Raw genomic sequence first — 14,081 nt, forward strand, 5'->3', positions numbered from 1 at the left:
TACAATATATTATAAGTTAATTTTAAGATATTAAAAGTATGAAAAAAATAAAATTAACTAAAAAATAAAATATCGTTTATATAATCGGAATTAGTTTATTAAGTATTTACTTTGTATGCATCAATTTTTAACGCTATATACTGTATATTTTTATCATTATTTTTGAATATAAGTAAAAATTTGTTATTCGGTAAGTTTTCTAACCCATCTTTCTTTCTTAAGCATTATTACCCCTATTGTAATTTTAGCAAAGTCGGTTAATTTTGCTATGCCAAACATAGCAACAGGACCTACAGAAGTAAATTTAGCTAGTATCAAAGCCAAAGGGGCGAACATAAACAAAGATACTGGTACATCCACAGCAAAACCAAATACAGTATCCCCTCCGGACCTAGAAACCGCAAACTGAGAATTAAGATAAGTCCATACCGGCATATAACATGCTATTAATATTACTAAATTTCTAGTAATAACTTGAGCATCCGCTGTAAGTTTTGAAAATATTACAGGTATAAGTAAAGCTGATGACATCTGCACAAGTCCTACAATCAAACCGGCTATAATAGCTCCATTCATAATCCATCTTGCCTTATCTTTAGCCTCTTCAAGCTCTCCTCTTCCAAGTGTACCGCCTACTATAACCATAGTAGAAACAAATATTCCTTGAAACACAAGATAAAATATATTAGCTATTGTAAAACCAGAAGCCATGCCTGCTACAGTTTCAGCCCCTCCCCTACTATTATAAAGTGCTGTCATAAACATCTCGCTTAACCCCCAGCTTATCTCACTTAAAAATATCAAACTAGATTTTTTGAGCATAGAATAAAATACATTTAATTTTACTTTTAAAATTTCTCTAGTTCTCACATAAAATTTTTCTTTATGTAATTTTATATAAGCTATAAATAGTATCATCTCTATTATTCTTGCTATAAGTGTAGCAATAGCAGCACCTCTCTCTTCCAGCCTTGGAGCTCCAAAATTACCGTATATTAATATATAGTTTCCAAGAGTATTGCATAATGTAGCTATTACAGATATTATAAGCGGTATATGAGGTTTTCCTATTTCTCTATATGAAGAACCTATAGCACCAGATATAGATATTGGTATAAATGTAAAAGCTATTATACTCATATATTTTGTGCTTGATACAAGTATAGCTTCCTGAGAAGTGTTTCCCTTGGTCATCAAACGCATAAATATTTCCGGATTAATAAGCATTAGTACCATATAAATAATAGAAATAAAAAGCGGAAGTATCACTTTAAATCTAAAAGCCTGCTGCATACCTTCTTTATTATCTGCCCCATTATTTTGAGCCATATATATACCGCCTGCTCCATAACAGGTATTAAGTATAACAAGATATATAAAGTTTAATTGATTAGATACATTTACAGCAGCCATTTTTATATCGCCAAGTTCTGCCACCATGAAATTATCTATTAATGACACCATACCCATTGTAAGCTGCTGAAGCATTACTGGTACTGCAATAGATATGCATAACTTATAAAAGTCAAAATTTCCAAAAAGTGTTTTCTTTTTATTAATAGAATTCATAATATAATCTCTAAAAAAACATTATTCTGATAAATAAAAACGTGAAATAATATATAACTAATTATATATTTGTCAATATGTTTTAATAATTTTTTATAGAAAAGTAAAATAAATAAAATATTAAAATAATGTATTTTATTGACAAATTCTAAAATATAATGTATATATTAATTAATTCTTAAAAAACAATTAATATATAGGATTTTTGTATGTTAATCGCATCGCATCGCATCGCATCGCATCTAAATAAATTAATTTCTTATATTATTAATTGTCATATCATACAATACCTAATTGTAAAATATTTTATTAATCTGGAAAATTATATAAAATATTTTTTTAGTAGTTTTATCAATTTAAATAGTGTTAATAAAATTTTTAGGAGAGATAATGCCTATATTTAATAAATTATTGCATTCTAGTATAAGAAATAAATTATCAAAAAATATATATGATAATTTAAAAAAATCAGAAATTGAAGCTAAAGATTCAGAACATAGCAGCTATATACCTATACAATATAGCTCATCTAATAAAATTGATTATATATGTTATATAAAGAATGCTGTAGTTTATTCAGATTGGGGATTTATATTTACAAAAGAAGGTAAGTTTATAAAAGATAATTTACCTCCTAATGTCTTAGATTATAAAAATGAATTAACAGGAAGATTTTTGTTTTCTAAATTTAGAAGAAGATTAAAAATTAAAGGAAATGTTTTTCTATTGAAATCTCAATGGCAAAATTATTATGGTCATTGGATTCATGATATATTGTCAAGATTGTTTATATTAAAAGATTCCGGATTATTTGATAAAATAGATACCTTTATAATAAGTGAAGGCTGTAAAGCTAAATTTTATAAAGAAAGTCTGGAATTATTTGGGATTAAAAATGTTATTAATGTTCCAGATGAAAAAAGGATAGAATGTGAAAATTTATTTTTTAGTTCTTTTCCATGTTTGGAAGTTTCAAAACCTTTTAAATGGGAATGTGATAAGTTTTTAGAGTTTACTGAAGGATTGTTAAATAAATGCAATATTGATTTTTATGATAAAATATATATAAGCCGTAAAAAAGTAAAAACTAGAAACATTATAAATGAGAAAGAATTACTTGATATACTTATACCTTTAGGATATAAGGTTATATATCCTGAAGACTATTCTATAGCAGAACAATTTTGTTTATTTAATAAAGCTAAAAAAATAATATCTGTTTTGGGAAGCGGATTAACCAACATAATATGCTGTGATGAGAAAACTTCGCTGTTTGGTATAGTAGCAGATGTTCGTTATGAGGATTGTCATAAATACATATGTTCTATAAAGGGTATGAAGTATTTTGAATATATAGAAGATAATCCTAAAAATATACATTATTTTTACAATATAAAGGATAGGGACAAATATAATTTTTCTATAGATTTAGAAAGGTTCAAAAAAGTTCTTGAAGAGTTTGAGAAGTCTTAATATTTTATTTTGTAAAACCTTTAGTTTTTTCAAAGAGTTCTATATATTTTTTTATACCATTAGCAGTTGCTTTTACCATTTTTAGTCTTGTCTCTTTAGTATTCATAAGTTTGGCATCTTCTGGATTGGTAATAAAACCTAACTCTATTAAAGTAGAAGGCATGATAGCACCTTTTAAAACATAAAATAAAGCATTCTGTACTGGTTTAGTTCTTCTTGCTACTCCAGATACTTTAAGCACTTCATCTGTAATTGATTCAGCTAATAATCGGCTTTCTTTTTGATACTGTTCTATAAGCATATAATTATGCGTTATCTGCGAGGAAGCATTTTCGTATCTTGAAGTGTCAATATTATCAAACTTAACCAAAGCATTATTTTCAAACATAGATACTGCCCTAGCATATTCGCTTGATTCCTGAGCACTTACAAAATAAGCCTCAAAACCTCTGGCACTGGTACTAAATGATGCATTGGCATGCACACTTACAAATAATGCATTTTTAGATTTATCAGTATTTATTTTGGCAGCCTCATTTGCTATCTTAAAACGCTCTTCAAGTGTAGGATATATGTCATTAGTACGCGTTAAAACTATTTTTACATCAGGCAGCAGCTCTTCTAACTCTTCTTTTAATTCAAGCGAAAAAGACAAAACTACATCTTTTTCAAACAATTTATTTACACCAATAGCACCAGGATCTTTTCCTCCATGTCCTGGATCTATTATGATAGTAGATATAGTTTTTTCATTAAACTTATTTACAGCAGGATTAAAAGCATTTTTTAAATCTTCAGGCTTTATATTTAAATTGTTTAATTTTATTTTATCATTATTCTGACTGTATAAAAAGCATGTATTAAATAGAATTAATACCAAAATAAAAATTAATGTTATTCTTCGTCTTCTTTTATCTCCTCTGAATAACCGCAATCTTCCTTGATACAAACCTTAAACAATCCTTTGTTTTTAATATTCTTCTCAACCATAAGTCCTCCGCATTTAGGACAAGGTTCTTGAAGAGGTTTATCCCAGCTTACAAAATCGCATTTAGGATAATTGGAACAGCCGTAGAATTCTCTTCCTCTTTTTGAACGTTTTAAAGTTATATCGCCTCCGCATTTAGGACAAACACCGAATGATATACCTTTAGTATTTTTGCATTCAGGAAATCCAGAACAAGCAATAAAATACCCATATCTTCCCAAACGCTTAATCATCTTCTTACCGCATTTCTCACATACAAAGTCTGTTTCTTCATTGAAAAAGTCTTTCATATTGTTAATATTTTCAGTAGCTGTTTTCAATGTATCCAAAAAATGAGGATAGAATTCTTTTAATATATTATTCCATTCTATATTATCGTCTTCTATTTTATCAAGTTTACTTTCCATATCTGCTGTAAAGTTGATATTAACAAGTTCTGGGAAGTTTTCGCTTATAAGCTCATTAACCAATTTACCTAATTCTGTAGGTACTAACTGCTTGCCTTTTCTCTGTACATAGTGCCTTGATATTATAGTTTTTATTGTAGGAGCATAAGTAGAAGGTCTTCCTATACCAGATTCCTCCAATATTTTAACAAGAGAAGCATCGGTATATCTAGGAGGAGGAGTTGTAAAATGCTGCTGCGGATTATTTTCTACAAAATCGCAAACATCATCTTTTGACAAATTAGGCATTTTTGAAGCTTTTTCTTTATCTTCTTTATCTATTGTAAGAACTTTCATAAATCCGTCAAACTCTATTTTTGATGAGGATAATGAAAACTCGCAGTCTCCTGCTGTTATAATTGCCCTTGTATTTTTCATTTTGGCTGGAAGCATTTGAGAAGATACGAATCTCTCCCATATAAGTTTGTAGAGTCTATATTGATCTGTTTTTAAATATTCTTTAATGCTGTCTGGAGTTAAAAATACATTAGTAGGTCTTATAGCTTCGTGTGCATCCTGAGCATTCTTTTTCACAGAATATGTAGGAGGTTCTGCTGGCAAATAATTATTTCCATATTCTTTTCCAATAAACTCTCTAGCCTGTTCTTGTGCTACCGGAGATATTCTTACACTATCAGTACGCATATAAGTTATCAAACCTGTTGCCTCTCCTGCTATATCCACCCCTTCATAAAGCGACTGAGCTACCTGCATAGTTTTTGAAGCACTGTATCCTAATGCACTGCTTGCTGCCTGCTGAAGTTTACTTGTTGTATACGGAGCTGTTGGATTTCTTAGTCTGTCTTTTACCTCTATGCTTGAAACAGTATATGTTTTATCTTTAAGGTGTTCCATTATATCTTCAACATCTTGTTTTGTTTTTAAATCTGGTTTTTCACCTTTATATTTCTGAAGGTCTGCTAAAAACTCTTTATTTTTATGCTTTAAAAATACTCCGAATGTCCAATATTCTACTGGTACAAAAGTTTCAATTTCATCTTCTCTGTTGCATATGATAAGTAAAGCAACATTCTGTACACGTCCTGCTGAAAGTCCTCTTTTTATCTTCTCCCAAAGCAAAGGGCTAAGATTATAACCAATAAGTCTGTCTAATACTCTTCTTGCCTTTTGGGCATTTACCTTTGAAATATCTATATCTCTAGGCTGATCAATAGCCTCTTTTAATGCATCTTTAGTTATCTCATGAAAAACTATTCTTTTTATAGGTACAGCAGAATTAACACCTCTGATTTTATTTCCTATATGCCAAGCAATGCTCTCTCCTTCTCTATCATCGTCGGCTGCTAGTAAAACTTCTTCTGCCTTTTTAGCTTCTTTTTTTAAATCATTTAATATTTTGGCTCTTCCTCTTATTGTAATGTATTCTGGTTCAAAGCCATGATCAACATCTATAGCCAGTCTGCTTCTAGGCAAGTCTATTAAATGCCCCATTGATGACATTACAAGATAATCAGAGCCTAAGTATCTGTTAATAGTTTTAGCTTTTGCAGGAGACTCTACGATAACAAGTTTTTTCTTTTTAGATTCTTTTTTATCCTTAGATTTTCTGCTTGCTGTTTTTTTTACTTTTTCTTCTGTTGTTGTATCAGACATAGTTAAATCTCCTTTAATATCCTAAAAAGTTATATATAATTAATTTCTATTTTCTATAGTATAAAATTTTCCAGATAACTGCTTTATAACACCCTTAATCTCAAGCTGCATTAAAATAGATGCTGCTGTATGCACTTTTATATTGCTCTCTTCTACTATATCATCTATATGTATTTTATCTGATTTTTTTATTATATTGTAAAGCGAAGTTTCATCATCATTCAAACTGCTGATAAGTTCATTATTTTTTTCTTTAACTTTCTTATCATGTTTTTTATTAATTTCTAAAGTTTGTTCTTTATGCTCTTTATGTTTTTTATTTTCTTTTTTATCTTTATTTTCATCTTTGGATTTAATGCTTATATCTCCGCCTTCAAAGTATTTTAATTTCATTTTCACATAATCATCATCATTTGAAAATATAGAATCAAAATCTTCTAGTATATCCTGTACACCATAAGCTATTTTAGCACCGTCTTTATATAGTTTATGATTACCAAAATAAGCATTATTTTTCTCATCATAAGGAGCTATATAAACATCTCTTCCCTGATTAAGAGCATAATCAACAGTAATCAAAGCCCCAGACTTGCTTGCTGCTTCTACCATAACAACAGCATATGAAAGACCTGATATTATTCTGTTTCTTCTAGGAAAATTCATTCTATCTGGCTTTCTCCCTATTTCAAATTCGCTTACTATTACACCCTTTTCTATTAATTTATTATATATCTTTAAGTTTTCAGAAGGATAAACCGTATCTATTCCATTACCCAAAACAGCAGCAGTATTCACAAGTGATGATATAGCCCCAAGATGTGCCTCTCTGTCTACACCTTTAGCCATTCCAGATACTACAGTGATATTTAAAGATGATAATTTACTAGCAAGCTCAAAAGAATATTTACGGCTTTCATTCGTAGGCTCTCTAGTACCTACTATTGCTATAGCATTTCTTCTTAGCTTTTTTAAATCTCCCTTATAATAAAGTATATAAGGCGGATTATCTATTTGTTTTAAATTAAATGGATAATCTTCATCAAATAAACTTAATATTCCTATACCGTAGTTATTTGATTTTTCTACTATTGTATTTGCTTTATCTAATATCTCATTTTTATCAAAATTACCTATTTGAGATTTAAATTTTTTTTCTAATAATTCCTTTATATTTTCTTCTTTATCATCAAAAATATTTTCTACAGATTCATAATGATTTATAAGTTCAGATATTCTTTTATCTCCTACTTTATCAATTTGATTCAAGGCAATCAAATAAGTTTTAACATCATAATTTTTGCTCAATTTCTCTGTCCTATAATTTGCTCAATATTTTTTAACACAGTTTCTTTAACATTATTTTCAACAGGGAGATTGAGTATTTTTCTGTACGCCGCCACCGCTTCATTATAATTTCCCCTGCTGTACTGTATTCTTGCAAGAAGCATCAAATAATCTGCATTATTAGGATTCATTTCAACAGCTTTTTTTATATTATCAAATGCTTCTTCATAATTATCCTGATGCATTCCCTTTAATGATGCTAAAGCTGCATAATAATTTGCATTGTTAGGGTCTTTATCTATAGCAAATCTAATATTATTTTCTGCTCTTTGTATAAAATTACTCTTTTTTTCATAAGTATCAGCACTTTCTGCTAAATTGGCATAAGATATTCCAAGTCCGTATCTTAAATAAGGGCTGTTTGGAAGTATTTTTAATGCTTCAGAAAAATATTTTGCAGAATATCCGTACTGCTCCTTTACCAAACTTCTCTCTGCTAATGTTCTATATACTGCTGCAAGTCTGTCCTGAGCATATATTTTTTGATTAATAATATCATTATATGTAGAAGTTATATCAAGCAATGCTTTATCATCATCAGCATTCTTTCCTTTTTCATACAGAGAATATGCTTTATTTAATTTAAATCTGTTTTTAAAAACCTGAGTATCGCATGATATCATTAATACAAAACAAATTATTAATAATAAAAAATATTTTACAGTTTTTTTCATTAATTCTTTTCCTTATAATTATAATATATACATTATAATAGAAAAAAGTAAAGAAAATTATTAATATAATAGAATATAATTGATAAAAATATGTAAAGATAATATATAAAAATACTGTATTTGTATATTATTTACCTAATATTTAGTGTTATTTAAACTTTTATTAAATTTAAAATACCGCAAATATATAGAAATTATGCTTTTTTTATATAAAATAAAATATCTATTTTAAGAATATAATACCAGTATTTATTTTACTTTCATCTATATTGAAAGCCTTTTGAAACATATATTTATAGCTCTCTAATTGAGGCTTATAAAAGTTTATACTCTCTTCGCTGAACTTGGATACTTTATAATCTAAAATAAAATACTCTCCATTTTTATTTTTTGTTATAATATCAATTTTTCCAGTAGTTCTATATTCTCCGTCATAGTTCTGAAATGTATGCTCTCTTGATACTATATCTTCATCGCCTTTTAAAATATTATTAATATGTTCATTTTCAAATAATCTTTTAAATGCTGTGTCTAAACTATCAGATAAATGCTTTTGATTATACTGAATATTGCTTTTTAACACAAATGCTTTTACTTTTTCTAAATATAAATCTTTTTCTTTAATATATTTATTATAATCAAAATGTTCAAGTGTTTTATGTATTATAATACCCAAATCTTTAAATGATATAAATGATACATTTTCATCATCATAATCTTCTTCATCATTATTATTTATATAATTCTCAAGCTCTAATATTTTCCTATCAAGCAGACTTGATATATTAAAATCACTATGATGATTATCATACTTATTTCTTAAAGAAGGCATGATATTTGCTATAGTTTTAACTTTTAATTCATTTTTATTTTCTTTGATACTTTCCATTTTTTGTACCATATCTTCTATATTTGCTTCTGTATTATTAGCTGTATTTTTAGGCTCAAAAGCAATTCCGTATAAATATGAATTAATAAATTTATTCTCCAAACTATTTTCTATTACAAAATCATCATTTTCTTCGCTTTTTATATCAGTATGATATTTTTTGGCATCATAAGAAATATAATTATTGATATAAGACATGTAGCTTTTTCCTCTTGAGTGCTCTCCTGAAAGTATTAAATTATTAGAAGCACGTGTTAAAGCTACATAAAGAAGTCTTCTTTTTTCTGACTCTTCGCTTTCAGAATTATAGCTTTTATCAAAGAATGAAAAATCTAATGTATAGTATTTATTTTTTTCATATACAGGAAGTCTTATAAAAGGATAATCCTCTATAAAGTCAAAATCCTGATATTTAGGAGACATATAATGCCCCATTCCAGCTAAAAATACATTTTCAAATTCCAAACCTTTGGATTTATGTATAGTCATAATCTTTACAGCATCCACTGACAGTTTAGGTATTGAAGAATAAGCTTCATTTCCTCCTGCATTTTGCAAATTTAATACAAAATCATAAACATTATTACCCGTCTGATTTTCAAACTCATCAGCTATCTTTTTTAATTTTTCTATATTGGCATATGAAAGCTCAGCATCTTCCATAGTCATTAAATAATTATAAAAGTTTGTATCAATACATATAGTCTCTATTATATCAGATGCATTCATCATAGACACTTTACTCTCTATTGAGTTTAAAAGCTCTTTTGCCTCTTTTAACTGATTATAATAACTTTTTGAAGAAGCTATTTCTAATATCTTTTTATAATTATCTTCATTATTTATATTTTTTGGAAAATAATCATTAATATCAAGCCCTTTTATAAATAAACTGAATAAAAAGTCTGATAAATTGTTTATATCTATATCAAATAATTCGCTTCTAAGAAGTGAAGGCAATTTGGCATGATCTCTAAGTATCAAATATTCCAAAAATGTTTTTATTAATATTATCTCTTCTCTTTCATAAAAACCGTTTCCGCCGTCAATATAATAAGGTATTTGAAAATCAGATAATGCTTTTAAGTATACATTTAATCTTTTAAATGTCTGTAAAAGTATTACTACATTTTTATAGTTATTATCATAATATTTTTTTATGTATTTTGCTATTGAATAGGATTCTAATTCTGTTCTTTTTTCTATATTTAAATCTATATTTTCGCTTTCTATATTTCTGTTTAGTATAAGAAGAGACACTGATTTATCTTTGGATTCTTTATTATATTGAAGATTATCTTCTTCTATGTAATCTATATCATCACCCTTAAATACTACACTCTCAAAAAAATCATTAAAAAACTCTATTAACATAGAATTGCTTCTATAATTATTTTTTAAATATTTCACATAGTTATTAAAATTATTTTTAGCCTCAATGAATGCTCTAAAATTAGCATTTCTAAACCTATATATAGACTGCTTTTTATCTCCTACTATCATTAATTTTTTTTGATTTTTATCATTAGGAGTGATATCTTTTTTTCCAAATACTATCAAATTTATAAAAGAAAACTGAAGATAGCTTGTATCCTGTGCTTCATCTAGTATCAAAGTAGAAATATTATCTCTTATTCTCTCTGATATATTCTTATCTTCTAATGCCTCTATAGCTTTATACATGATATCTTCATATGAATATACTCCGATATCTTTTTTTACTTCCTCAAAATGTATGTATGTATCTTTTATAAATCTTATAACAGTTATATATTTTTCTCTATTTTTCTCTATATCTATATAATAAAAAAGTTTTGGGTATATTTCTTTTAAAGATTTAACACCGTCTCTAAATGCTGCATTCTTACTTCCGCATGAATTTTTTTGATTAATTACTCCGCTAAAAGAATTTATTAAAGCATCAAGCTCATTTTCTTTAATATTTTTTATATCTTCAAAATTTGATAATTTATTTATAGAATCTATTGTATTTGATATTAATACTTTAAATTGCTTTATAGTATTATTTTCGCTTCCGTCATCATTGATTAAAGAACTGCTTAAAAAAGATATTTCATTATGAAGTTTTTTATAATCTTCTTCTATATTTAAAACAGACAATGCTCTTTTTTCAAATTCATCTATAGTTTTTAGTCTCGGCTTTATTTTTAAAAGAAAACTCAATATTTTATCTGCAAAATCATCTTTAGATTCTTCGGTATATATTCTGTATATTGTGCGTATTGTTTCGCTGTAGCTTACCTCATTAAGTACATTAAGTATTTCGTCTTTTAATGTTTCTTTTATATCAGAATTATCTTCTAAAATTGAAGCATTAGGAGGCATAGCAAGAGATAATGCATTTTCCATAGCTATAGAATTAGCAAATGAATCTATAGTAGATATTTTGGCATTTGTAAGTATATCTTTATACACTTTCTGCCAGTAGTCTTTTTCTTTTATGTTTTTTACTGACGATATCTTATTTCTTACTTTAAGTCTTATTCTAAGAAGCATCTCATTGGCTGCTGCTTTAGTGAATGTAATAACTACTATAGAAGATACTTTTTCTCTATTTTCCAACAATTTTATATATAATTCTGTTATAGTGCTTGTTTTACCAGTACCTGCTGAGGCATTAACAAAACATATTCCATTGTCAAAAAAACAGTTTATTATATCCTCTTGCTGTTTATTTAATGCAAATTCCATGCATATATAATAACATGAATACATAATAATTCAAATTTAAAATGCTTGAAAAATATGGTATATATATTATGATAAACATTCTAATTAATTAGATTACGGAGATTTTATGAATAAAAATAATATTGGGTATATATTTTTTATAGCTTTTATATTTTTATCTATATTTATAATGTATAAACTTCTAAAACCATTCGGCATGATTATATTTTTTGCTGTAGTTTTTTATGTAGTATTAAATCCATTATTTATAAAAGCTATGGGAAAAAACTACAAGAAAAAAGATAAATTATCCACTATTAAAAGAAATACTCTAGCATTGCTTTTTTCTCTTACATCTTTAATTATATTTTTAGTTCCTACTAGTATATTGGCATACACTATAATAGTTCAGCTTATAGATATATCAAATATAGGAATAAAATATTTTATGAATCTTGATGTTAATGAAGTTTTAAGAAACTCCAATATAAACAATTTCTTAAAAACTCTTCCTATAGATGTGTCTATGGAAACTATATTAAAAAGAATACAAGACTCATCACTTTCTAATTTAACATTTATAAGTTCATATTTAACACAGAATGTTGCAAGTTTATTAAAAAGCACAGGCGGATTTGTAAGTTCATTTATATTTATGATGTTCTCATTATTCTTTTTCTTTATAGACGGAGAATATTTAGTAGAACAGGTAAGAACATTAGTACCTATAGATGGAAAATATCTTGACAGACTCATAAAGCAGGTATCTGAAGGTATTAAAGGTATTGTATTCGGGAATTTATTTACTGGATTATTTCAGGGAATTTGTGCCTTTATAGTATATAGTGTATTTGGAGTTGCCAATTCATTTACATTTGCATTTCTTACTATAATAGCATCTTTTATGCCTATAATAGGAACTACTATAATATGGCTTCCTTTGGGTGTGCTATTTGTTATTAACGGACAATTGATAAAAGCTGTGATATTCGTTATTTGTTCTTGGTTTTTTATAACAATACCCGATAACTTTGTGCGTCCTCTTCTTCTTGGAAACAGAATAGAACTTCACCCATTATTTATTTTCTTTGCTATACTTGGAGGCGTTTTATTCTTCGGACTGTCTGGAATTATATTAGGACCTTTAACTTTTATACTGTTCTTTGAAATTATGAAAATATACAATGAAGAAAGAGCATTAGAAGCAAAAAAAGAAAAAATACTAAGAAGAAGAAAAAAAATATTGTAAGAGTTAATAAAAAATGATAAAAATATTAATTATAGGAATGAATTATATAGGAGATACTATATTTATTACTCCGCTTATAAGAGCTGTAAAAAAGCATTATAAAGACTGTATAATTGATGTTGTAAACGGTGTAAAAGGAATTGATATATTAAAAGAAAATCCTTATATAAATAATATAATAGTAAGAGATGATAATGTATTAGAATATATAAAAAAACAAAAATATGATATAGGTTTTACAGCTACAACAGCATTTTACGGAGCTTCATTACTATATAAAGCTAAAATACCTGTAAGAGTTGGAGTAAATAGTGAATGCAGGGGATTTCTTCTCACTAAAAAAACATCTTGGAAAAAACATAAAAGACATATTGTTGATACTATGCTCTCTATACTAAAGCCTCTTAATATAGATGATGACGGCATTAATACAGAAATATTTTTAAATGAAGAAGAAGATAATTTCGGTATTAATAAAATGAAAGATTATAAAAATGCTTTGCTTGTACATGGAGGAGCTACTAGGATAAGCAAAAGATATGGTTATGAAAATTTTTCTAAACTTATAGAATTGTTCTATAAAGAAAAAAAAGTTCCTATAATATTAATAGGCTCTAAAGATGATATAAGTTTTGCTGATAATATGAAAAGCAAATTAGGAAATATAATTAAAGATGACTTTACAGGCAAATTGAATATAAGAGAGCTTATATCTGTAATAAAACATTCTTATGCTTTAATAGGAGGAGACAGTGCTCCGCTTCATATAGCTAATGCCTGCAATATATATTCTATAGGTATATTCGGAGATACTCTTCCAGCCATTTACGGAGCTAGAGGAAGTAAAGCATTTAATATAGAGGCAAGAGAAAAATACTGCAGTAGTATAAAAAGTTTTCACTGTGAATATATAAAAAAAGGATGTAAAACTATAGACTGCTTGAAAAAATTAGAACCTGAAGAAATTCTACCTATTTTGATTAATATATACAAGGATATAGAGTAAATATTTTTTGACAAATTATAATTGTTTAGGTATATACTTAAAATTTTTAAGTTTGTCAATTTTTTAATTTATAGTATAATCAAAATATGGATTTTAATTTAACAGACGAAGAAATAAAATTTTTGAAATCTTTTCATA

General features: G+C 27.0%; 9 protein-coding genes. 3 read left to right on the plus strand and 6 right to left on the minus strand.

All coding sequences use genetic code 11. The annotated features are described in order from the left end of the window. Nucleotides 1–183: 183 nt before the first annotated feature. Nucleotides 184–1,569, minus strand: coding sequence for an MATE family efflux transporter (locus Q1X91_RS01225; protein ID WP_300752557.1), 1,386 nt, complete (start codon nucleotides 1,567–1,569; stop codon nucleotides 184–186). A 390-nt stretch (nucleotides 1,570–1,959) separates the two neighbouring features. Between Q1X91_RS01225 and Q1X91_RS01230 the strand changes: the two genes are divergently transcribed. Continuing rightward, nucleotides 1,960–3,042: a glycosyltransferase family 61 protein gene (locus Q1X91_RS01230; protein WP_300752559.1), complete on the plus strand. Its 1,083-nt coding sequence runs from the start codon at nucleotides 1,960–1,962 to the stop codon at nucleotides 3,040–3,042. A gap of 4 nt (nucleotides 3,043–3,046) precedes the next feature. Here the strand turns inward: Q1X91_RS01230 and Q1X91_RS01235 are convergent, their stop codons facing one another. The 5 genes from Q1X91_RS01235 to Q1X91_RS01255 all read right to left on the minus strand — a co-directional run bounded on the left by Q1X91_RS01235 (nucleotide 3,047) and on the right by Q1X91_RS01255 (nucleotide 11,709). Next, nucleotides 3,047–3,991, minus strand: a complete 945-nt coding sequence (locus Q1X91_RS01235) for an N-acetylmuramoyl-L-alanine amidase (RefSeq protein ID WP_366945479.1) — start codon at nucleotides 3,989–3,991, stop codon at nucleotides 3,047–3,049. After that, nucleotides 3,937–6,090, minus strand: coding sequence for a type I DNA topoisomerase (topA, locus tag Q1X91_RS01240; protein ID WP_300752563.1), 2,154 nt, complete (start codon nucleotides 6,088–6,090; stop codon nucleotides 3,937–3,939). Before topA ends, Q1X91_RS01235 begins: the two co-directional genes overlap by 55 nt. A 39-nt stretch (nucleotides 6,091–6,129) precedes the next feature. After that, a complete protein-coding gene (gene dprA / locus Q1X91_RS01245) occupies nucleotides 6,130–7,395 on the minus strand; it encodes a DNA-processing protein DprA (RefSeq protein WP_300752564.1) in 1,266 nt (421 codons plus the stop codon). Next, nucleotides 7,392–8,108 carry a tetratricopeptide repeat protein gene (locus tag Q1X91_RS01250; protein WP_300752565.1) on the minus strand — a complete coding sequence of 239 codons (717 nt, stop codon included), beginning with the start codon at nucleotides 8,106–8,108 and terminating at the stop codon, nucleotides 7,392–7,394. Before Q1X91_RS01250 ends, dprA begins: the two co-directional genes overlap by 4 nt. A 223-nt stretch (nucleotides 8,109–8,331) precedes the next feature. Beyond that, complete coding sequence (locus tag Q1X91_RS01255) at nucleotides 8,332–11,709, minus strand: UvrD-helicase domain-containing protein (RefSeq protein WP_300752567.1); 3,378 nt, start codon at nucleotides 11,707–11,709, stop codon at nucleotides 8,332–8,334. A 106-nt stretch (nucleotides 11,710–11,815) separates the two neighbouring features. Between Q1X91_RS01255 and Q1X91_RS01260 the strand changes: the two genes are divergently transcribed. Together Q1X91_RS01260 and Q1X91_RS01265 are read left to right on the plus strand one after the other, a co-directional pair. Further along, complete coding sequence (locus Q1X91_RS01260; RefSeq protein ID WP_300752569.1) at nucleotides 11,816–12,937, plus strand: AI-2E family transporter; 1,122 nt, start codon at nucleotides 11,816–11,818, stop codon at nucleotides 12,935–12,937. Between the two features lie 13 nt (nucleotides 12,938–12,950). Then, nucleotides 12,951–13,943, plus strand: coding sequence for a glycosyltransferase family 9 protein (locus Q1X91_RS01265; RefSeq protein WP_300752571.1), 993 nt, complete (start codon nucleotides 12,951–12,953; stop codon nucleotides 13,941–13,943). Nucleotides 13,944–14,081 lie beyond the last annotated feature (138 nt).

The sequence above is a fragment of the uncultured Brachyspira sp. genome (assembly GCF_949287625.1).
In the GTDB taxonomy this organism is placed as follows: domain Bacteria; phylum Spirochaetota; class Brachyspiria; order Brachyspirales; family Brachyspiraceae; genus Brachyspira.